Below are 22324 nucleotides of genomic sequence, written 5' to 3' on the forward strand. Positions count from 1 at the left end.
TTGGTGCGATGACTCAAGCAGCCCCCCCCGTGCTGACCGTCCGCTATGACGGTGCCCAGCGCACATTTGCGGCCGGCCACGACGTGGTCATCGGGCGTGATCTGCGCGCCGACATCCGGATCACGCACCCGTTGATCTCCCGGGCACATCTGCTGCTGCGTTTCGATCAGGGCCGGTGGCTGGCGATCGACAATGGTTCCCTCAACGGGACTTTCGTCAACGGTCGCCGGGTACCCGTGGTCGATATCCACGACGGCCAAACCATCAACATCGGCAACCCCGACGGGCCACAGCTGACGTTCGAGGTCGGACGCCACGAGGGCATGGCCGGGCGCCCGCCGCGAACCCAGTCGATGCGCGTGCTGCAGCCCGGGGCGGCGCCGTCGCGGCCCCAGCCCGCGCGGCCGGGCGGGGGGTGGGCGCCGCCACCGCCGCCGCGCCCGCATCCCGGCGCGGCACCGCCTACCACCGCGGCACCGCCTACCACCGCGGCACCGCCTACCACCGCGGCGCCGCCTCCCACCGCGGTGCCGCCTACCACCGCGGCGCCGCCGCCTTCGGCGTATCCGAGCACCGGCGGGCAGCGAACAGTCGGCTATCCGGCCAGCTCCCCGCAGCCCGCGCCGACGAACTGGCGAGCGCCCAGCGCGCCGCATCCGCCCGCGCCGCCGGCGTATCAGCCGCGGACCGCGATGGCGCCCGCTGCCGCCAAACCTCCAGAAGTGTCCAACCTGGCGACCAAGATGATCCAGGCGCTGCGGCCCAGCACGGCGGCGCCGGAGAAACCGGCCGACTCGCTCACGATTGGCCGTGCCACCGACAACGACATCGTCATCCAAGATGTGCTGGCCTCCCGCCACCACGCCTTTTTGGTATCCACGCCGCTGGGCACCGAGATCCGCGATGCCCGCAGCATCAACGGAACCTTCGTCAACGGGGTCAGGGTCGGGTCGGCGATCTTGAACGAGGGCGATGTGGTCACCATCGGCAACGTCGACCTGGTGTTCAGCGAGGGCACTCTGGTGCGCCGCACCGAGGCCGCTGCCCGGACCGGCGGCCTCGAGGTGAACAGTGTCTGCTTCACTGTCGACGGGAAGCAACTGCTCGACCACATCGCGTTTACCGCCCGGCCGGGCACCCTGACCGCGATCATCGGCGGTTCGGGCGCCGGTAAAACCACACTGTCGCGGCTTATCGCCGGTTATACGCGTCCCAGCGCGGGCAATGTCACATTCGAGGGACATGACATCCACCGCGAATACGCGAGTATGCGCAGCAGGATCGGGATGGTGCCGCAGGACGATGTGGTCCACCGTCAGCTCACGGTCAGCCAGGCGCTGGGCTATGCCGCTGAGCTGCGCCTGCCGCCGGACACCAGCAAGGCAGACCGCGACCAGGCCGTCGCCCAGGTGCTCGAAGAGCTCGAACTGACCAAGCACGCCGGCACCCGCGTGGATAAGCTCTCCGGCGGCCAACGCAAACGCGCTTCGGTGGCGCTGGAACTGCTCACCGGGCCCTCGCTGCTGATTCTCGACGAGCCGACCACCGGCCTGGACCCGGCGCTGGACCGGCAGGTGATGCTGATGTTGCGGCAGCTGGCCGACGCCGGGCGCACCGTGCTCGTGGTGACGCACTCGGTGTCCTACCTCGACGTCTGCGACCAGCTGCTGCTGGTGGCGCCGGGGGGTAAAACGGCGTTCTTCGGCCCGCCCGCCCAGATCGAGTCCGCTTTTGGCACCCGCAACTGGGCCGACATCTTCGCTCAGGTGGGCGCCGACCCGGACGAGGCGAATCGCCGCTTCCTGGAAAGGGAACAACGGCGCAGAGAACCGGTGCTGACCGCTGAGGCTCCGGGCGATCTGGGCGAGCCGCCGCGCACCGACGTGTTGCGCCAGTTCTCCACGATTGCGCGCCGCCAGGTGCGGCTGGTCATCTCCGACCGCGGGTACACGGTGTTTTTGGCGGTGCTGCCGTTTCTGATCGGTGCGCTATCGCTGACCGTCAAGGGTCCCAAACCCGGGCTCGGTCCTGCCAGCCCCACCGGTCCGGCACCGACCGAACCGCAGTACATCATGGTGCTGCTGAACATCGGCGCGGTGTTCATGGGCACCGCGTTGAGTATCCGGGACCTGATCGGGGAGCGCCCGATCTTCCAAAGAGAGCAGGCGGTGGGCCTGTCGACCAGGGCCTACCTGCTGGCCAAGGTTTGTGTATTCAGCGGGTTCGCGACGGTTGAGGCGGCGATCGCGACCGCGATCGTGATCGCCGGCAAGGGTGCGCCGACGGCGAAAGCCCTATTTTTCGGCAACGTCAGCTTCGAGCTTTTCGTGACCGTCGCCGCGACCTGTGTCGCCTCGGCGATTCTCGGCATGGCGCTGTCGGCGTTGGCGCAATCCAACGAGCAGATCATGCCGATGCTGGTGGTCTCGATCATGTCCCAGCTGGTGCTCTCCGGCGGGATGATCCCGGTGACCGGCCGGGTGGGGCTTGACCAGCTGTCCTGGTTGACACCGGGACGTTGGGGGTATGCCGCGGGAGCCTCCACAATCGACTTCACCAATCTGGTCCACGTCCCGCAGATTCCCAAGGATGGTCTGTGGAAACACACCGACGGCATCTGGTTGCTGGATATGGCCATGCTCACGGTGTTGTCGGTGGTGTATTCCGGCGTGGTGTGGTGGAAGATCCGGCTCAAGCGCTGAGACCCGGCGGCTGCTGCTCAGCGGCGCGGCGGGGCGGTGGCAAGGCTTTCCAGCGCATATTCGCTGATCGCGATCAGCGCGTCGGTGGCAGACCTGCGGTCTCTCGCGTCGATGGTGATGATTGGGATGTGCTCGGGCAGCGCCAGCGCTTCGCGCACCTCGGCAACCGGATATCGCGGGGCGCCGTCGAATTCATTGACGGCGACCAAAAACGGCAGGTTGCGGTGCTCAAAGAAGTCGACCGCGGCGAAGCTGTCTTGCAGGCGCCGGCAGTCGACCAGGATGACCGCGCCAATAGCGCCGCGCACCAAATCGTCCCACATGAACCAGAAGCGGCGCTGGCCCGGCGTGCCGAACAGGTACAGCACCAAGTCCTCGTCTAACGTGATCCGCCCGAAGTCCATGGCCACCGTGGTGGTCCGTTTGTTCGGGGTGGCGTCCAGCATGTCGACGCCGACGGAGGCGTCGGTGACCATCGCCTCGGTGCGCAACGGCATGATCTCGGAAACCGCACCGACGAAAGTCGTCTTCCCGACACCGAAGCCGCCCGCGATGACAATCTTCGTCGAGGTCGGACCACGCCTGTCAGAGTGCACGTAGGCCACGCAGTGTCCTTCCGATAAGTTCACGACGTTCGTCGCGGCTGGAGCGGTCGGTCAACGTCGGCTGCACCCGAAGATAACCAGACGTGACCAGATCACCGACCAAGACCCGCGCCACACCCAGCGGAACGTCCAGACGGGCCGAGATCTCCGCGACCGAGGGACTGTGGACACACAGTTGGATGATCTTGCCGCGCATATCGTCGGGGGGCCAGCGGTGAAACAGTGCCGACTGCAGCGTTTGCACCGGAGCTTCCAGGGGAAGATCGACGCTGGTCGTCGTCCGTCCCGCGGTCAGCGTGTAGGGGCGGACCAGGCTGGCCTCATGTCCGGCTTCGGGGGGATCGTGTTTGCCCATCGCGGCTCACGAAGGTGACGGTGCCCGCCGGGACGACTGCACAATACTGCCCACCCGTTCGACCAGGATGGCCATCTCGTAGCCGATCTGACCGATATCACATGACGTCGCGGCCAGCGTCGCCAGCTGTGAACCGTCGCCGACCCCCATCAACAGCAGATAGCCGTTCTGCATCTCGATCACCGACTGCAGCACCTGCCCGCCCTCGAAAAGTTGCGCAGCGCCCGTCGCGAGACTGGCCAGCCCGGACGCCACCGCGGCCAGCTGGTCAGCTCGTTCGGGCGGCAGGTGCTCACTGGCGGCGATCAGCAGCCCGTCGACCGACACCAGAACCGCATGTGACACCCCAGGTACGTCGCGCACGAAATTGGACACCAGCCAGTCCAGCGAGTTGTCAGACGACGGGTAGCTCATTGCTGATCGGGTCCTTGTTTCGTCTCGCGGGCATGCGACCGGCCCGCACGCACGCCGCCGAAATGACTGCTCATGGAGGCGCGCACCGCATCAGGGTCGCGTACCCGCGCCGCGTGCTGGGGCTGGCTGTCGGCGCGAAATCCGCCGTTCGATGCTAGCTGGTCCGCTGGTTTCTGCTCGGCCCGGTGCTGCGCGGTCCCGTTGAGGCCGGCCGGCGGCGCGGGCTCCGATGCGGCCGTGCCGGGCACCAGCCGGGCACCGGGCTCGCGCACCGGCAGACCGTGGTCGGTGTGGGTCTGCACGGGAACGTTTTCGGCTTCGGCCGCCGCCGACCAGCCGCGATCCCACACCGATTTCCAGTCCAGGTCAGCGCTTCGGGCCAGTTCGTGCGGATCGACCAGGTATTCGGAGAGCATCCGCTGGTAGATCAGGTCCTCGGCGGAGGATTGCGGCGGCGGGGGTGGGAAGGTGTGCTCGCAGTCTGCGGCCGCCGCGTCACCGGAGCGGGCAGCGGTCTTCTCAGCATCCTGAGGCAGCGGAGCTGTCGTGCCGCCGACTCGTGACCGGGCCGAGAAAAATTCGGATGTATCCGAAACCTGTTGGGGGGCCGCCTTTTCCGCCGGGTGTTCGGTCGGCTTTTCCCACCACGGCTTCGGGAGCTCACGGCGGTGCCGCGGCCGCTCAACTGAGTGACCGGCTGCCGTGGGCCGGACCGGAATGTCGGTGATACCGCTGGACCCCGGCTCACGGCGCGGTAACACCGTGAGCGGCGGGTGCGACCCGTTACGCTCCGACGCGGACGGGGACGCGGAAGCGGATGTTGTCGCCGGCGGCGCGTCGGGCGAACGTGTCTGCTGCTCGACCGTCGCGGTGTAGGCCACGGGTGCCCGCGGGATGCCGCGGCTGTCGGTGGGGCGTTCGGCGAGGACGGCCGGGGGCAGATAGACCTCGGCTGTCGTCCCGGACCCGGGCTGGTTGGCCGCCGAACCACGCAGCCGCACCCGCAGGCCGTGCTTGTCGGCGAGCCGGCCGACCACAAAAAGGCCCATATGACGCGCGTTGTCGGGGATGACCTCACCGCCGGCGCGCAGCCGCATATTGGCCACGCGCCGGTCGCCGTCGGTCATACCCAGCCCGGCGTCGACGATCTGCAGCAGGACACCCCCATCCTGGCGGCGGACCGCCGAGATATGCACCGGCGAAGTCGGCGGCGAATAACGCAGCGCGTTGTCGATCAACTCCGCGAGAAGATGGACAACGTCACCCACCGCGGCGCCGGTGACGGTGCAGCCGGGTAGCCGCACGGTTTCGACCCGGCGATAATCTTCCACCTCGGACGCCGCGGCGTTGACTACCGCCGACAGCGGCATCGGTTCGCGCTGCTCACGCGATATCTGCGCACCGGCCAGTACCAGCAGGTTGGCGCCGTTGCGGCGCATCCGGGCAGCCAGGTGGTCGAGCCGGAACAGGCTGTCGAGCCGTTCCGGATCGTCTTCGTTGCGCTCCAACCGGTCGATCAGCGCCAGTTGCTGGTCGACCAAGGAGCGGTTTCGCCGCGACATGGTCTCGAACATCTCGTTGACCAAAAGCCGCAACCGTGCTTCGTCACCGGCCAGCAGCAGCGCCTGGGTGTGCAGCTCGTCGACGGCATGCGCCACCTGGCCGATTTCCTCGGTGGTGTACACCGGTAGCGGTTCGGGAAGCCGCTCGTCGCCGGAGCGCACCTGGGCGATCTCGCGCTCGAGGTCGTGGTGGGCGACCTTGAGCGCGCTGTCGCGGAGCACTCGCAGCGGCTGGATCAGTGATCGCGCGACGAGGAACACGACAACCAGCGCGGTCACGAGGGCGGCCACCACCAGGACGGTGTCGCGGATGGCAGCGTCACGCCGAGCTGCCGCCTGGTCGCGGACCGAGGTGGCCAACGAGGCCGTGGTGTCTTTGATGACCTTGTCGGCGATCGAGTCGGTGGTTTGTATTGAGCGCAGCAGCAGGGGGTTGTTGACCAGCACAGTGGCCGGGTCGGACATGATCGCCATCCGGTCCACCATCTGCTGTTGCAGCGTCTTGGCCTGGGGCGAGCCGACGCCGAGCACTTCGCCGAGCGCGAACAGCGTCGACGGCTCGGTGCCCGCCAGGGTCATCATCGCAAAACGCAGCTCCGGCTCGGGAAGGTCCGCACCGCGGGTGATCAGGAGTTGCTGCATCATCATCTGCCCGCGCGCGCCGACCGCGCGGCTCAAACCCTGCGCCTCGGCGCGGATCCGCTCGGTGTCGACACGTACCGAGCCGGTGATCGCGTTCTGCGCGGTCATCAACAGCGGTGCATAGGTGGTCACCCGGTCCCGCAAACCGATGCTGTTCGCGGCGACCTTGTCCAGCAGGGCCTGAGCACCGTTCAACACCGTGTTCAACCCGGTGCGAACATCGGGGGCGACATCGGTTTCCGCCAGCCGGGTTTGCAGCTCATGTTTGCGGGCTTCGTAGTTTTTCTTCGCACCCTCGGGATCACCACCGGTGGAGTACGCCAGCAAAGCGACGTCCAGCGCCGACATGTATTTGGTGATCGCCGGGACCACCGCGGCACGGTCCGCGGCCAGCCGCAGCTTGCCGGCGTCGGCGACCGCGCTGTAGATGCGCATCCCGCCGAACACCATCGACAGCAGCAGCGGAATCAACGCGATCGCAACCACTTTCCACCGCACCGGCCAGTTGCCCAGCGACCAGCTCGGCGGGCGTTTAGCGGCCCCGGCTTCTGGGATATTCGATTTTTCGTCCGGTACCGCCGCGACCTTCTCAGCCGGGCGAGCAAACATCGTCACAGTGCGGCGGCCGTGTTACCGACCGCTCCCCATCGCAGTGTCAGCGCGTCGTTCATAGGACTTCCTGCTCAATCCGCCCGCCCGAGGGCAGAGAGGCGAGCGATCTACGCCTGGCAATTCGACGAGTATGACAGCACGCGGGCCCGGTTGCCACAATTCTTACTGAACAGACAAAGTCCGTTGGCGCGGGGCACCCACCGTCGACGATGAGCCTGGCAAACTGCCCGCGGGCAGCTGTCATGATCGAATGATGTTTCGGCTGCTGTTTTACTCGCCGCGGATCGCACCCAATACCGGTAATGCCATCCGGACCGCAGCGGCCACCGGCTGTGAGCTCCATCTGGTCGAGCCGCTGGGCTTCGACCTGTCCGAACCCAAGCTGCGGCGGGCCGGGCTGGACTACCACGACCTGGCGTCGGTCACCGTGCACCCGTCACTGGCAGCCGCGTGGAACACCCTGGGGCCGCGGCGGGTGGTCGCGTTCACCACACATGCGGCGACGCTGTTCACCGAGGTGGCTTACCAGGCCGGTGACGTGTTGATGTTCGGGCCCGAACCCACCGGCCTGGACGAGGCGATCCTGGGCGACACACACATCACCGAGCGGGTGCGCATCCCGATGCTGACCGGGCGGCGGTCGCTGAACCTGTCCAACGCCGCCGCGATCGCCGTCTACGAGGCGTGGCGCCAGCACAATTTCACCGGAGCTCTCACCGTGGCTAAGGACGCGGGCCGGGACACCACCCGGGGACAACACCAGTGGTCGCGGCCGGGATCCTGACGATGCACGTGTGCGGTGCTACCAGCTGTTCCAGTGGGTGACGGCTTCCACCGGCAATCTCTTGGCCGGCCGGAAGTCGGTGCCTTTGGTGTAGGCGATGGGGAATAGCCCGCCCTGGCTGTACTCGTCGTAGGGTATTCCGAGCACCGCCGCCGCCTGCTTCTCACCATCGCCGAACAGGTGCAGCGTTGTCCAGCAGGAGCCCAGACCCCGCGAACGCAGCGCCAGGCAAAAGCTCCAGACCGCCGGAAACAGCGACGCCCAGAACGATGCGCTGAGCTGCGGGGCCTGCTCTACCCGGCCCTGCAGGCAGGGAATCATCAAGACAGGCACCTCGTGCATGTGCTCGGCGAGATAGGTCGCCGACTCGCGGACGCGGTCCATCCGCTCACCGCGGGTGTCTCCTTCGGGGTAGTGGGGTGGGGGCAGGCTCAGATAGCCCCGGGCGTTGGCCAGGTAGATGTCGGCCAGCGCCTTCTTCTTGTCGGCGTCCTCGACGAACACCCACTGCCAGCCCTGCGCGTTGGAACCGGTGGGCGCCTGCAGCGCCAGCGTCAGGCATTCCGTGAGCACCTCCCGGGGCACGGGCGTGTCCAGGTCAAGCCGCTTGCGTACCGATCGGGTCGTGGTCAGGACTTGGTCAACGGACAGGTTCAAGGTCATGTCCGCAGACTAGCGCCCACCGCCGGCCCGGCCGAGGCACGTGTCACCTGCGGCGAGCGCGCGGGTTTGTCCACCGACACGCCGCAACTGCCGGCATTCTGCCGGCTTCAGCGAAAATCGCGTGACGTCGATCCGGCCGTCAAGGTGAGCTTTCTCATCCGCTCAGCCACCACAGTGACCGCACCGCTGGCGTTTTGGACCTGGCCGCGGATCAGCAGCGCCGACGCCGTCTGCGCCAGCTTGCGGTGCCGCGCCCACACCCCGGGCGTGCAGAGCACGTTGACCATCCCGGTCTCGTCCTCGAGGTTGAGAAACGTCACGCCCTGGGCCGTCGCCGGCCGCTGCCGGTGAGTCACCGCACCCGCGATCAGCACCCGGTCACCGTCCGGGACGCTGAGCAGCTTCTCGGCGGGCAGCACGCCCCGCGCGTCCAGATCCGCCCGCAGAAACTGGGTCGGGTAGCTGTCGCAGGAGATACCGGTGGCCCACACGTCGGCGACGGCCCGCTCCAGCTCGCTCATCCCCGGCAGCGCCGGGATGTGCGACGGCACGCCCACCCCGGGCAACCGGTCCGGCCGGCCCGTGGCGGCCGCTCCGGCCGCCCACAGCGCCTCACGGCGGGAGAGCCCGAAGCAGCCCAGCGCCCCGGCGGTGGCCAGCGCTTCGGCCTGGGGCACGGAAAGCTGCACCCGCGACGTCAAATCCGGCAACGAAGTGAACGGCCCGTTGGCTTTTCGCTCTTCGACCAGCTTTTCGGCCAGCTTGTCTCCGATATGACGCACACCGCCCAGGCCCAGCCGTACCTCGGTCCCGGCGTTCTCCACGGTGGCGTACACCAGGCTGGCGTTGACATCGGGGCCATGGACCACGACGCCGTGCCTGCGGGCGTCGGCGACCAGCGACTGCGGCGAGTAAAAACCCATCGGCTGGGCGCGCAGCAGCGCTGCGCAGAACACCGCCGGGTGGTGCAGCTTGAACCACGCCGAGTAGAACACCAGCGACGCGAAGCTCAGCGCATGGCTTTCGGGGAACCCGAAATTGGCGAAAGCCTCTAGTTTTTCGTACACCCGGTCGATCACCTCGTCGGGGGCTTTATGCAGCGCCCGCATGCCGTCGTAGAAGCGGGCACGAAGCCGTCGCATGCGTTCCGCGGAACGCTTGGATCCCATGGCACGCCGCAGCTGGTCAGCCTCGGCGGCGGAAAACCCGGCGCAGTCGACCGCGAGCTGCATCAGCTGCTCTTGAAACAGCGGCACCCCCAACGTCTTTCGCAGCGCCGACTCCATCGACGGGTGGTCGTAGACGACCGGGTCGATACCGTTGCGCCGCCGGATGTACGGGTGCACCGATCCGCCCTGGATGGGCCCGGGGCGGATCAGCGCGACTTCGACCACCAGGTCGTAGAACTCGCGTGGCCGCAGCCGCGGCAGAGTGGCCATCTGTGCGCGCGACTCCACTTGGAACACCCCGACCGAATCAGCGCGGGCCAGCATCTCGTACACCGCCGGTTCGGAGAGGTCGAGCTTGGCCAGGTCCACCTCGATGCCCTTGTGTTCGGCCACCAGGTCGATGGCATAGTGCAGCGCGGAGAGCATACCCAGCCCGAGCAGATCGAATTTCACCAAACCGATTGCCGCGCAGTCGTCTTTGTCCCACTGCAACACACTGCGGCCCTTCATGCGGGCCCACTCCACCGGGCATACGTCGGCGATCGGGCGGTCGCAGATCACCATGCCGCCGGAGTGAATCCCCAGGTGCCGGGGCAGGTTGGCGATCTGGGTCGCCAGCTCGATCACCTGCTCCGGGATGCCCTGAATAGCTGGCTCATCAGACGGCAGCCCGCTCCAGCCGTTGATCTGTTTGCTCCAGGCATCCTGCTGGCCTTGCGAGAACCCCAGGGCACGGGCCATGTCGCGCACCGCGATCCGGCTCCGGTAGGTGATGACGTTGGCAACCTGCGCGGCGTGGTCACGGCCGTACTTGTCGTAGACGTACTGGATGACCTTTTCGCGCTGGCCGGACTCGATGTCGATGTCGATATCGGGTGGCCCGTCACGGGCGGGTGAGAGGAATCGCTCGAACAACAGATCGTTGGCCACCGGGTCGACGGCGGTCACCCCGAGCGCATAGCAGACCGCCGAGTTGGCCGCCGATCCCCTGCCCTGACATAAGATGTTGTTCTTGCGGCAGAACCGGATGATATCGTGCACTACCAGGAAGTAGCCTGGAAAACCAAGCTGTGCAATAACGTTCAACTCATGGCTGATCTGGGCGTAGGCCCGCGGCGCCTGTTCGGGCGTTCCGTAGCGCCGTAGGGCACCGGCCATCACCAACTCGCGCAGCCAACTGTCCTCGGTATGTCCGGCCGGGACGTCGAACGGTGGCAGCTGCGGGGCGATGAGCGCCAGCCCGAAGGCGCACTGTTCACCGAGTTCGGCTGCCGCGCTTACCACCTCGGGGCACCACGCGAAAAGGCGTGCCATCTCCTCGCCGGACCGCAGATGCGAGCCACCCAGCGGGGCCAGCCAGCCGGCGGCGGAGTCCAGGCACTGCCGGTGCCGTATCGCGCCCATGGCCATCGCCAGCCGGGCCCGCGACGGCCCGGCGAAATGCGCGCCGGTGGTGGCGACCAGGCCCACGCCGAAACGCGGCGCCAACGCCGCCAGCGCGGCGTTGCGTTCGTCGTCGAGCGGCTGACCGTGATGAGTCAGCTCGACGCTGACCCGGTGTGCGCCGAACCGGTCCACCAGATCGGCCAGCGCCGCCGCGGCCGCCTCCGGCCCTCCCCGGGAAAGCGCCTGGCGCACATGGCTTTTACGGCAGCCGGTCAGGATGTGCCAATGCCCGCCGGCGGCCTCGGAAAGCGCGTCGAAATCAAAGCGCGGCTTGCCTTTTTCGGCTCCGGCCAGGTGGGCCGCGGCCAGCTGCCGCGACAACCGCCGATAGCCTTCCGGGCCGCGGGCCAGCACCAGCAGGTGCGGACCGGGCGGATCCGGACAGTCGGTGCGGGCGCCGGGCCCTAGCGACAGTTCGGCGCCGAAAACGGTGCGCATGTCCAGTTCCGCGGCGGCTTCGGCGAACCGCACCGCCCCGTAGAGGCCGTTGTGGTCGGTCAGCGCGATAGCGCGCAGGTCCAGCCGTGCGGCCTCTTCGACCAGCTCCTCCGGTGTGCTGGCCCCGTCGAGAAAACTGAACGCCGAATGCGCGTGCAGCTCGGCATAGGCGACCGGCGAGCGGAGCATCTGGCTGTTGTCCGGCGGTTGATACCGTCCGCGCTTGCGTGACCAGGCCGGGCTGTCGCCGCCGTCACCCGGCAGCGATCCCGAACCGGCACCGGCGCGGCGCGGCGTGCCGGCCAGCACTCGCTCCATCTCGGCCCAGCTCGGCGGTCCGTTGCTCCAACCCACATCCGGCAGTGTATCGAATGTATGTTCGATTACCTACCCCGCCGCCTTTGCCCGGAAGGCTTCACCGAATTTCTGCTGCCGCAACGGCTCTCGCCGCCCCATCCGAGGACGGCAACATAGCCTTAACACCAGCGAACGGCATTGCCACACAGTCGAAAAACAGCCGTTCGGAAGATTTAATCTTCCGGCCACATCCCGTGCCGAGAGACGGCGGATACTCATCCCCATTACCCATCCAACCAGGCGGTGACCGCTCGTGGAGCAACTCAACACACTCGATGCCGGTTTCCTCATGGCTGAAGACTCCGACCGGCACGTGAGCCTGGCGATCGGCGGGATCGCCATCGTGGAAGGCTCCGCCCCCAGCGACAGCCGGTTCACGAGCGTACTGGCAGAACGGATTCACGCGATACCGCGGTGCACCCAGGTGCTGCGGACCCACCCCTTCGATATGGGTGCCCCCACCTGGGTCGAGGATCCCCGCTTCGACCTCACTCGGCATGTGCGCCGGGTGGCGCTTCCCCGGCCCGGCGGCGATCGGGAACTCTTCCGGGTGGTCGCGGACGTGGTGGAGCGGCGGCTGGACCGGGACCGACCGCTGTGGGAATGCTGGGTCATCGAGGGGCTGCAAGGCAACCGGTGGGCGATCGTGGTCAAGATCCACCACTGTGTCGCCGACGGGGTCTCTGCCACCCGCATCCTCACCCGGCTGTGTGACGACGCCGACGGCCTCGACAGCTCGGTCTTTGCCTGCCGCGTCGGCCCGAACCGCACCGCACGACCATCCGCACATCTGCGGCCGCTGCCCGACGCCGCGCCGCGCGGCCCGCTTGACGGGCTCTGGCGGGCCGGCACCGCCGTCACCGCCGCCGCCACGCGGACGGTCAGCGGCGCCACGGAAATCGCCCTCGGCTTGCTGCGGCCGGCGGCCGGGTCGTCGCTGGTGGGTCCGGTCACCGCCATGCGGCGCTACCGCGCGGTGCGGGTTCCGCTCGCCGATGTCGAGCAGGTGTGCCGCACATTCGGTGTGACGATCAACGACGTCGCCCTCGCCGCGATCACCGAGGGCTTCCGGGCGGTTTTGCTGCATCGCGGCGAGCAGCCGCGCGCGGACTCACTGCGCGCCCTGGTGCCGGTCTCGGTGCGCTCACCGGATGCGCTGGACACACCGGGCAACCACATCTCGATCATGCTGCCGCACCTGCCCGTCGAGCAGCACGACCCGGTTCAGCAGCTACGCAGCGTGCACCAGCGGTTGCGGCGGGCCAAGCAGGGTGGGCAGGCCCACGCCGGCAACATCATCGTGGCAGCCGCCAATCACGTTCCGTTTATGGTGTCCTCCTGGATGATTCGGCTGCTGACACGGCTGCCGCAACGCGGCATCGTCACACTGGCGACCAACGTTCCCGGGCCACGACGCCCGTTACGGTTGCTGGACCGTCCGGTGGTGCGGTTGCTGCCGATTGCCCCGATCGCGCTGCGGTTGCGCACCGGGATCGCGGTGCTGAGCTACGCCGATGACCTGGTGTTCGGTATCACCGCCGACTTCGACACGGCACCGGATGTGGAGAAGCTGGCCCGGGGTATCGAGACAGCGGTGGCGCGTCTGGAAGCGCTGAGCCAGGATCCCATTGTGCTTTTCGCGAAGTGACCTCCGCATCGGATGGCGGGCCTGAGCCGACTGCACTGCGGTGCCGTGTGGCGGGCGCGTCACGAATCGCCACTAAGCCGCCGGTGAGGCACACCCGTGTCGACGGGCGGGTTTTGAATGCGCGAGGCACCCTACCCCCACAATAATGAAATTCTAATGTAAATAAACAAATCTATAGAGTCATATTCGTGACGGTTTCGTGTCACAACTGTGATTATTGAATAGCATCGTTTCGGATGTGATTGAAAGTTCTGCGCGCGGTGACCGTACGTCAACCATTCGAGACGAAGGGGAGGAACTTATGGGGCACAGCCGAACTTTCGGGGCGGGATTGGCAATGTCAATCGGTCTGATTGCTGCGGCTGCCGTCTGGGCGGCGCCGGCGCAGGCAGACCCGGTCGACGACTCGGGAAAGTCGGTCTGCCCGATGATGACTCAATTGGGCGCGTCATTTGCGTCGTTAATGTCCACGCTGATCAATGCGACGTCCGATATTCACGGAAAGACCGCTGTCGCCCCGGATACGGCCGGGATGTTTAGTAAGATGGGAATATCGAATTACTGCCCGGACGCAGAAAGGTCGCTGCGCAACAACCAGCTGCCGAACGTGCCCGGGATTATCAGCGACAGGCCCGACGTGCACGGCATTGTCGGCGGTGTGCCCTCCAACCCTGGCGTGGCCGGCCACTAGTCAGGTCAGCCGGAACGTCCACCTCGGTCAGCTCGGCTCGCGTGTCGTCTGTCGTCTCGGGCGGGCCGGTCGCCGGTGAGCACTACCGTGACTAGCGGGGGCGCCGTAGGCGGTGTCCAGAAAGGCTGTCCATGCCGGTCACCATCGACCCACGCCACCATGACGCGGCGGTGTTTGACCTCCACGCACGAACACCCGAGACCGCAGCCGCCGCCACGCTGATCGGCCGGCTGCACGACGCCGGGATCCGCACCGCCGTGGTGCCGTCGCACCGCGGCGGTGCGGATGCACCGGCCGGTGTGATCGATCGTGCGGAAAAACCCGATCAGGCCCGGCTTGTCGAGGCAGCCGATCGGCTGGGGGCCCGGCCCGGGCGGTGCGTGGTCGTCACCGACGGCGAGGCCGGTGTCGCGGCCGCACGCGCGGGCGGATTCGCGTTGGTTATCGGCCTCGACCGCACCGGACAGGCCGACCCGCTGCGCCGCCGGGGCGCCGACGACGTGGTCACCGATCTGGGTGAGGTCAGCGTGCGGACCGGCGACCCGCGGATGTCGGAGCTGCCGGATGGCATGCGCGTTGTTGACCTGGTCCGCGACGCCGGTGTACCACCCGCGGTGTTCTTCGACTTCGACGGCACACTTTCCGAGATCGTCAACGATCCGGCCGCGGCCCGGCTCACCGCCGGGGCGGCAGAGGCACTTCAGCTGCTGGCCGCGCGCTGCCCGGTCGCGGTGCTCAGCGGCCGCGACCTCGCCGACGTCTGCCGGCGGGTCGGCCTGGCCGGTATCTGGTACGCGGGCAGTCACGGTTTCGAGTTGACCGCGCCCGACGGGACACACCACCACAACGAGGCGGCGGCCCCGAGCATAGCGGTGCTGGGGCAGGTGGCCCTGCGGCTGCGCGACCAGCTCGCCGCGATTCCCGGTGTTGTGGTGGAACACAAGCGATTTGCTGTTGCAGTGCATTATCGCAGCGCGCCGCGTGACCGGGTCGGCGAGGTGGCCGCGGCGGTGCGCGCCGCCGGACGGCGCGAGGCGCTTCGGGTGACAACGGGCCGCGAGGTCATCGAGCTGCGGCCAAATATCGACTGGGACAAGGGAAAAACGCTGAATTGGGTCATCGATCACCTGCACGGCGCTGGGACGGGTCCTTTGTTACCGATCTATCTCGGCGACGATCTCACCGACGAGGACGCTTTCGACGCGGTGCGCCAAGACGGTATCGGCATTGTGGTGCGGCACACTGACGACGGCGACCGCGCCACCGCCGCGCGGTTCGCGCTGGACGGTCCCGCACAGGTCAGCGAGTTCGCCCGGCGGCTGGCTGGTCAGCTCCCCGTCAGTCAACCAGCTTCAGCCGATTCGTAGCGCACCGCGGCGTCGGGGCGGGCCGCGACCCGCTGCGCCTCGGCCCGGCAACCCCGAACCGCCGTCGCTGTGCGGCTCGTGAAATCGTGTTAGGGCGCGCTATATTCCACCACACCGTCGTCGAGCACCACCCGGGCGGCCCCATCTGCGGCACCTTCGGTACCAGAGGCTTCGGTGCGGAACACCGCCCGGCCCGGTTCGGTGCGCCAGATCATGGTGCTCAGCGTCTCGCCGGGGAACACCGGAGCGGTGAATCGGGCGTCGATCGCGGTGATGGCGGTGGCATCGCCCTTGCCGAGTTCGGCGACCAGCGCGCGCCCGGCGAAACCATAGGTACACAGCCCGTGCATGATCGGCTTGGGAAATCCCGCCATCTCTTTGGCGAACCAGGGGTCGCTGTGCAGTGGATTGCGGTCGCCGGAGAGCCGGTAGATCAGCGGCTGATCTTCGCGGGTGGGTAACGAGATCCGGGCGTCCGGCTCGCGGCCGGGGATTTCCGGCGCGGGTGGGCGCTGACCCGGCGCTCCGCCGAATCCCCCCGCACCGCGGATGACCAGTGTTGTCAGCGTCTCGACGATGAGCTTGCCGGAGTCGGGATCGGTGCCGCGGCCGCGGAGCATGATGATCGCGTTCTTGCCCTCCCCCTTGTCCTGGATGTCGGCAACCTCGGACACCACCGACAGCTTTCCCGCGGGCGGCAGCGGCGCGTGCAGCCGAATGCCCTGGGAACCATGTAACAGCATGGCCCAGTTGAACGTTCCGATCTTGGCCGCCGCCCCGAATGCCGGGCAACAGATCACCGCGTAGGTAGGGAGCACTTGCAGCGTGATTCCATGGCTGTTTTCCGTGGTGAAGGACAGATCCTCGGTGCCGGCGCCCACCCCGAGCGCGTAGAGCATCACGTCCCGGTCGGTCCACTCGAATAGCGTCGGCTCGGTCACCGCACCGATGGCATTCGGATCGATCGCCATGCGGCTTCTCCTCATCGATTAGTAGGGGCTGGGTTGACGGTCATCAGACCGGAATGGTGGCGGGTCTGCCGCTGGGCTGCCGCCGGGATTGTGCGGTCGCCGGGAGTGCGGCTACCCGGCGCTGCGGCGGCGGGATGCCGGTGCCCGCAGCACCGGGCGTTCTGACTCGCGCGCCCACTCCAGGCGTGACCACGACCGTGCCGACATGGCGCTGATCCTCGGACGCGGCGACAGGCGCCGGCGCCGTTGCCCATCCTGGCGGCCAACCGGTCACTCCCCAACCTTTCTGCATCCCAACGGCGGCAAACCCCTCCCACCGACGCCGTCGACAAGGCAGGCTATCGCTATGCCAAACCGCTCCGTTTTGTGGAGGGCGGCGGCCGCCCTCGTGGTGACCATAGCCCTCGGCGCCTGCTCGGGTGTCGTACCGCATGTTCGCACCATCACCCTGACCTTTGTCCGGCACGCGCAATCACAAAGTAACGCCGACGGCGTCCTCAACACCGAGGTGCCCGGGCCGGGTCTTACCGAGGAAGGCCGAGAGCAAGCCCGCCAAATCGCCCGCCAGCTCGCCCGCAACGGCTATGACGCGATCTACGCCTCGAGCATGGTCCGCACCCAACAGACCGCCGCACCGTTGGCCGAAAAACTCGGCAAACAGGTCGAGGTTTTGCCCGGGCTGCGGGAAATCGACGCCGGCTGGTTCAACGGTGAGCCCACGTCGATGGCCGCCTCGACCTACATGCTCGCGCCAATGGACTGGCTGGCAGGCGATCGCCAAGACGCCATCCCCGGCTCGGTCAACGGTAACCAGTTCAACGACCAGTTCTCCGCGGCCGTGCAGAAGATCTACGACAGCGGCCATGCCAAACCCGTCGCTTTCTCGCACGGTGCCGCGATCATGATCTGGACGCTGATGAACGTCAAGAACCCCAAGGACAGCTTGCTCCACAGCCACCCGCTGCCCAATGTCGGCCGCGTCGTCATCACCGGCAGCCCCGCGACCGGCTGGACGCTGGTGGACTGGGACGGTATCCGCAACTTCGGTTGACGGCGGTCTGCGGGCACCGTCCCGCGCCGCGAAACCCGGCTCGGCGACATGCCGGCCCACGGCACCGCGGTTGACGGGTGCGCATGCCGGCCGTCACCATGGCTGGCATGCGCTATGTCGTTACCGGCGGTACCGGGTTCATTGGGCGTCGCGTGGTTACCCGTCTGCTGGCGACCCGGCCCGACGCCGAGGTTTGGGTGCTCATCCGGCGCGGGTCGGCCGGCCGTTTCGAGCACCTCGCCACTGGCTGGGGGGACCGGGCGAAGCCGCTGGTCGGTGACCTGACCGCGGCCGGGCTGGGGTTGCCCGAGGAGGCGATTGCCGAGCTGGGCCGCGTTCAGCACGTGGTGCACTGCGCGGCCGTCGACGACCTCAGGGCCGGCGAGGCCGAGCAGCGCGCCGCCACTGTGGAGGGCACCCGAGCGGTGATCGAGCTGGCGCGGCGGCTGGACGCCACCCTGCACCACGTGTCCTCGATCGCGGTGGCCGGCAACTTCGCCGGTGAGTTCACCGAAGCCGACTTCGATGTCGGCCAGGAGCTGCCCACCCCCTACCACCAGACGAAGTTCGAAGCCGAGCTGCTGGTGCGCTCGGCCCCTGCACTGCGCTATCGCATCTATCGGCCCGGCGTGGTGGTAGGCGATTCGCGTACCGGCGAGATGGACAAGGTCCACGGGCCGGACTACTTCTTTCCGCTGTTCTTTCCGCTGCTAGCGAAGCTGGCTGTGTTGCCGCGGTTCACCCCCGTGGTGCTGCCCGACATCGGGCGCACCAACATCGTGCCGGTCGACTATGTCGCCGACGCGTTGGTCGAACTGCTGCACGCCGAAGGCCGTGACGGGCAGACATTTCACCTGACGGCACCGCAAAGCATCGGGTTGCATGGCATTTACCGCGGCATCGCCGAAGCTGCCGGTCTGCCCCCGCTGCGCGGGTCACTGCCGCGTTCGGTCGCTACTCCCGTGCTCACAATGCGTGGCCGGGCCAAGGTGTGGCGCAACATGGCGGCCACCCAGCTCGGGATTCCCCCCGAAGTTCTCGACATCATCGACCTGGCGCCGACATTCACCTGCGATGAGACCCAGAAGGCGTTGTCCGGCAAGGGAATCGAGGTACCGGAGTTCTCCTCCTATGCACCCAGGCTGTGGCGGTACTGGGCCGAACACCTCAACCCCGACCGGTTCCGTCGCGACGACCCGGCGGGACCCCTGGCCGGACGGCACGTCATCATCACCGGCGCGTCCAGCGGTATCGGCCGCGCGTCGGCGATCGCGGTGGCTGAGCGGGGGGCGACAGTGTTCGCGCTGGCCCGCAACGCCGCCGCGCTGGACGAGCTGGTCGCCGAGATCCGCGCCAACGGTGGCGACGCGCACGCGTTTACCTGCGATGTCACCGATTCCGCGTCGGTGGACCATACGGTCAAAGACATCCTGGGCCGGTTCGGGCATGTGGACTATCTGGTCAACAATGCCGGCCGGTCGATACGGCGCTCGGTGGTCAACGCATGCGACCGGCTGCACGACTACGAGCGGATGATGGCGGTCAACTATTTCGGCGCGGTGCGGATGGTGCTGGCGCTGCTGCCGCACTGGCGCGAGCGCCGGTTCGGTCACGTCGTCAACGTCTCCAGCGGCGGCGTATTGGCCCGTAATCCCCAGTACAGCGCGTATCTGCCGACGAAGGCGGCGCTGGACATGTTCGCCGACGTGGTGGCCTCGGAGACGGTGTCTGATCACATCACCTTCACCAACATCCACATGCCGTTGGTGCGCACCCCGATGATCGTGCCGTCACGGCGGCTGAACCCGGTGCGCCCGATCAGCGCTGAGCACGCCGCCGCGATGGTGGTGCGGGCTTTGATCGAAAAACCGGTGCGCATCGACACCCCGTTGGGCACACTCGCCGAGATCGGCCACTATTTCACGCCGCGGCTCTCGCGGTGGATCCTGCACCAGCTCTATCTCGGCTACCCCGATTCGCCGGCGGCGCAAGGGCTGGCATCCCCCGACAGTGCAGCACCCAGGCAGCGGCGGCCGAAACGCGCGGTCCGTGCGGTCAACCCGCTGCGCGTTCCCCGGCCGGTCCGGAAAGCGGTACGCCTGGTGCCCGGAGTGCACTGGTAGGACAGCGATCTCGGACCGCTCGCCGCGCCCGGTATCGTTATCCGCAGTGGAGGTAACCCCGGTTTTCGCCGATGTGGACACCGGCGTCGACGATGCGCTGGCCCTGATGTATCTGCTTGCCGGCGCGGATGTGGTCGGTATCGCCTCGACCGGCGGAAACGTTGCGGTGCAGCAGGTTTGCGCGAACAACCTCGGTCTGCTCGAGTTGTGCGGCGCCCCCGGCATACCGGTGTCGCGGGGAGCCGACCAGCCCCTGAGCTGCCCGCTGCGCACTGGCGAGAAAACCCACGGTAGCCGGGGGTTGGGATACGCTGAGTTGCCGCCCAGCAACCGCCGGCTCACCGATTATGACTCCGCCGCGGCCTGGGTGCGTGCCGCGCACAGCTATCCCGGCACGCTGGTCGGTGTTGCCACTGGGCCGCTGACCAACCTGGCGCTCGCGCTGCGCGCCGAACCCGACCTGCCGAGGCTGCTGCGCCGGCTGGTGATCATGGGCGGAGCATATGACTACCGCGGCAACACCACACCGGTGGCGGAATTCAATATCAGCGCCGACCCCGAGGCAGCTGCCGAGGTGTTCGCCGGCTGGGCTGCCACAGCGGGCGGGGACGAGCCGCATGTGATTGTGTGCGGATTGGACCTGACCCAGAAGGTCGCGATGACACCGGAGCTGCTCGCCGAGTTGGCGGCCACCGCCAACTCGGCGACGACGATACTGAGCCCGCATGACGAGCGCGGCACCCGGTCGGCGGCGCCGAATCCGCTGATCCGGGTGATCGAAGACGCGATGCGGTTCTACTTCGAGGCCCACGATGACCGCGGCCACGGGTATCTGGCGCATCTGCATGACCCGCTGGCTGCCGCCGTCGCGCTGGATCCGGGGCTGGTAACGGCGCGGCCCGCGACGGTCGACGTCGAGCTCGCCGGGACCCTGACCCGCGGCATGACTGTTGTCGACTGGTCGGGGCGTTGGGGCCGAAAGCCTAACGCGCTCATTGGTATCGACGTCGACCCGGCGGTGTTCTTCGACCGGTTCATCACACAGGTCGGGGTGTTGGCTCGCCGGCTTGGCTCGCCGAACGTGCACTGACGGCGGTATTTTCGCGGTTTTTTCGCCATGGCTGCACGTTCGGCGCAAAAACCGTTACTCGTAGATTCCTTCCAGATACCACCGTCGCCGGCGGTAACACAGCAGCAGCGCGGTGCCGGGATCAGATGCGCACCGGCCGGCCAGCAGCACCTGGGCGCGGGCGGTGCGGCCCGCCGGACCACCCGCCCCCTCCGGGGCCCACCACCGCTCGTCAACCGGCCACGGTCCGGCCCACCAGCGCACCCGGTCGTCTCGACCGTGGGCGGTCAGCCGCACCGGGTCGGCGGAAAACAGTCCCCGACCAGTTACCCGCACCGGATGATCTTGGGCGTCAAGCAATTCCACTGGATCATCGAGTAGGACGCTTGGTGCGGGGTCGGGTATTCGACCGGGCCACGGCTGGTGTGGGTCAGCTCGCGGCACCGGCTCGTCGCCCAGCGGTGTCAGCGTGATACGTTCGGCGGGCCCGCGACCACCGCTGAGCACCGGCACCTGCACCGCCTGGTGTCCCAGCAGGCCCTGCACCCGGACCAGCGCCCGGCGGGCCCGCAGCCGGTCGTCTTCACCGAGACCGCCCCATAACGGCAACTGCAGCGCCGCACCGGACACCACCTCTATCGCCTGCAGCCGCAGCCGTGTCACCGGCGCCGTTGGGCGGTCGATAGTCCGATTGTGCAACCACCCGTCCAGCTGCCAGCGCACCCGGTCGGCGGTGGCGTCCTCGGTTAACGGCTCAGCGCATCGCCACACCCGGTTCAGCTCTTCGCCGTTGGCGGTGACGGCATGGATGGCCAGCCGGGTGCATCCCACTCCGGCAGCGAGCAGTCTGTGATGCAAGGCGGCAGCCAGCGAGCGTCCGGCAAATGCCGCGGCATCGACCCGGTCGACCGGCGGGTCGCAGTGCAGCACAGCATCCAGTTCCGGTGGCGGCCCGCCCCCGGAGGGCGGACGTTCCGGTTCACCGCAGGCGAACCGGTGCGCAACCAGCGCATCGGCGCCGAACCTGGACGCCACCTCGGCGCGCGGGAGCGCAGCAAATTGCCCGATGGTGCGAATCCCCATCCGCCACAACAGTTCCGCCAACCCTTTTCGCCCGGGGCCGGAGAGGCTGGGCTCGGTGGCGAGCTGGCGGATCGACAGCGCGGAGAGGAACGGGACGTCTTCCCCCGGCGCCACAATACGGCCCGCGCGTGCGGCGAAGACCGCAGTCGACAGGCGATCGGCAATGCCGACTTGACACTCGGCGCCGGCGGCGGCCACCGCGTCGGTCAGCTGCTCGGCCGCTGCCGGCTCGGATCCGAAAACGCGGGCCGCCCCGCGCACCGGCAAGACCAGGAGTCCCGGCCGCAGCACCTCGGCGCGGGGGACCAGTTCGTTCACCGCTGCGACCACCCTCTCGAAGAAACGGGCGTCGCGGTCGGGGTCGGCGGTCGCGACGTGCAGTTGCGGGCATCGGGACACCGCTTCCCGCCGTCGCAGGCCGCGCTGCACTCCCGCCGAACGGGCGGCCGACGAGCAGGCGATCACCCGGTTGGCCAGGGTGACTGCGACCGGGGCCGTCGCGGGGAGGTCTGCAGCGGCTGCTGCGGCGACCGCAGGCCAGTCCATGCACCAGATCGCCAACACCCGGGAGG

General features: G+C 67.8%; 16 protein-coding genes. 8 read left to right on the top strand and 8 right to left on the bottom strand.

All coding sequences use genetic code 11. The features are described 5' to 3' along the window. Positions 1 to 8: 8 nt before the first annotated feature. Positions 9 to 2702: an FHA domain-containing protein gene (locus tag G6N08_RS01715; RefSeq protein WP_163753665.1), complete on the top strand. Its 2694-nt coding sequence runs from the start codon at positions 9 to 11 to the stop codon at positions 2700 to 2702. A gap of 17 nt (positions 2703 to 2719) precedes the next feature. Here the strand turns inward: G6N08_RS01715 and G6N08_RS01720 are convergent, their stop codons facing one another. Genes G6N08_RS01720 through G6N08_RS01735 form a run of 4 tightly spaced genes read right to left on the bottom strand, consistent with a single transcriptional unit; the run spans position 2720 to position 6895 of the window. Continuing rightward, positions 2720 to 3307 (bottom strand): GTP-binding protein, encoded by a 588-nt coding sequence (locus G6N08_RS01720; protein ID WP_163753667.1) that lies wholly within the window; start codon positions 3305 to 3307, stop codon positions 2720 to 2722. Beyond that, positions 3288 to 3662 (bottom strand): DUF742 domain-containing protein, encoded by a 375-nt coding sequence (locus G6N08_RS01725; protein ID WP_163753669.1) that lies wholly within the window; start codon positions 3660 to 3662, stop codon positions 3288 to 3290. The genes G6N08_RS01720 and G6N08_RS01725 overlap by 20 nt, the downstream gene beginning before the upstream one ends. A 6-nt stretch (positions 3663 to 3668) precedes the next feature. After that, a complete protein-coding gene (locus G6N08_RS01730) occupies positions 3669 to 4076 on the bottom strand; it encodes a serine protease inhibitor (RefSeq protein ID WP_163753671.1) in 408 nt (135 codons plus the stop codon). After that, entirely contained in the window at positions 4073 to 6895 is a 2823-nt protein-coding gene (locus G6N08_RS01735) for a sensor histidine kinase (protein ID WP_371868939.1), read from the bottom strand. Before G6N08_RS01735 ends, G6N08_RS01730 begins: the two co-directional genes overlap by 4 nt. Positions 6896 to 7145: 250 nt before the next feature. Here G6N08_RS01735 and G6N08_RS01740 point away from each other — a divergent pair, with 250 nt between their 5' ends. Then, a complete protein-coding gene (locus G6N08_RS01740) occupies positions 7146 to 7676 on the top strand; it encodes a tRNA (cytidine(34)-2'-O)-methyltransferase (RefSeq protein WP_163756526.1) in 531 nt (176 codons plus the stop codon). Positions 7677 to 7694: 18 nt separating this feature from the next. Here G6N08_RS01740 and G6N08_RS01745 read toward each other — a convergent pair whose 3' ends face one another. Both G6N08_RS01745 and G6N08_RS01750 read right to left on the bottom strand, forming a co-directional pair. Further along, positions 7695 to 8339: a nitroreductase family protein gene (locus G6N08_RS01745; protein WP_163753675.1), complete on the bottom strand. Its 645-nt coding sequence runs from the start codon at positions 8337 to 8339 to the stop codon at positions 7695 to 7697. 107 nt (positions 8340 to 8446) lie between these two features. After that, positions 8447 to 11746 (bottom strand): error-prone DNA polymerase, encoded by a 3300-nt coding sequence (locus tag G6N08_RS01750; protein WP_218033326.1) that lies wholly within the window; start codon positions 11744 to 11746, stop codon positions 8447 to 8449. A gap of 256 nt (positions 11747 to 12002) precedes the next feature. Between G6N08_RS01750 and G6N08_RS01755 the strand changes: the two genes are divergently transcribed. The 3 genes from G6N08_RS01755 to otsB all read left to right on the top strand — a co-directional run bounded on the left by G6N08_RS01755 (position 12003) and on the right by otsB (position 15455). Then, positions 12003 to 13397, top strand: a complete 1395-nt coding sequence (locus G6N08_RS01755) for a WS/DGAT/MGAT family O-acyltransferase (protein ID WP_163753677.1) — start codon at positions 12003 to 12005, stop codon at positions 13395 to 13397. A gap of 337 nt (positions 13398 to 13734) precedes the next feature. Further along, positions 13735 to 14088, top strand: a complete 354-nt coding sequence (locus G6N08_RS01760) for a hypothetical protein (protein ID WP_163753679.1) — start codon at positions 13735 to 13737, stop codon at positions 14086 to 14088. 131 nt (positions 14089 to 14219) lie between these two features. Further along, a complete protein-coding gene (gene otsB / locus G6N08_RS01765) occupies positions 14220 to 15455 on the top strand; it encodes a trehalose-phosphatase (RefSeq protein WP_163753682.1) in 1236 nt (411 codons plus the stop codon). An 89-nt stretch (positions 15456 to 15544) separates the two neighbouring features. Here otsB and G6N08_RS01770 read toward each other — a convergent pair whose 3' ends face one another. Next, on the bottom strand, positions 15545 to 16426 hold the full coding sequence (locus G6N08_RS01770) for a MaoC/PaaZ C-terminal domain-containing protein (protein ID WP_163753684.1): 882 nt from the start codon (positions 16424 to 16426) through the stop codon (positions 15545 to 15547). Positions 16427 to 16772: 346 nt separating this feature from the next. Between G6N08_RS01770 and G6N08_RS01775 the strand changes: the two genes are divergently transcribed. The 3 genes from G6N08_RS01775 to G6N08_RS01785 all read left to right on the top strand — a co-directional run bounded on the left by G6N08_RS01775 (position 16773) and on the right by G6N08_RS01785 (position 20690). After that, positions 16773 to 17477 (top strand): histidine phosphatase family protein, encoded by a 705-nt coding sequence (locus G6N08_RS01775; protein ID WP_163753686.1) that lies wholly within the window; start codon positions 16773 to 16775, stop codon positions 17475 to 17477. Between the two features lie 107 nt (positions 17478 to 17584). Continuing rightward, entirely contained in the window at positions 17585 to 19600 is a 2016-nt protein-coding gene (locus G6N08_RS01780; RefSeq protein ID WP_163753688.1) for an SDR family oxidoreductase, read from the top strand. Positions 19601 to 19646: 46 nt separating this feature from the next. Further along, entirely contained in the window at positions 19647 to 20690 is a 1044-nt protein-coding gene (locus G6N08_RS01785; RefSeq protein WP_163753690.1) for a nucleoside hydrolase, read from the top strand. 54 nt (positions 20691 to 20744) lie between these two features. On the opposite strand, the gene G6N08_RS01790 is transcribed toward G6N08_RS01785, so the two are convergent. Further along, complete coding sequence (locus tag G6N08_RS01790) at positions 20745 to 22298, bottom strand: DNA polymerase Y family protein (protein ID WP_163756530.1); 1554 nt, start codon at positions 22296 to 22298, stop codon at positions 20745 to 20747. Between the last annotated feature and the right edge of the window lie 26 nt (positions 22299 to 22324).

Origin of the sequence: Mycobacterium botniense (genome assembly GCF_010723305.1) — a bacterium.
GTDB lineage: Bacteria > Actinomycetota > Actinomycetes > Mycobacteriales > Mycobacteriaceae > Mycobacterium > Mycobacterium botniense.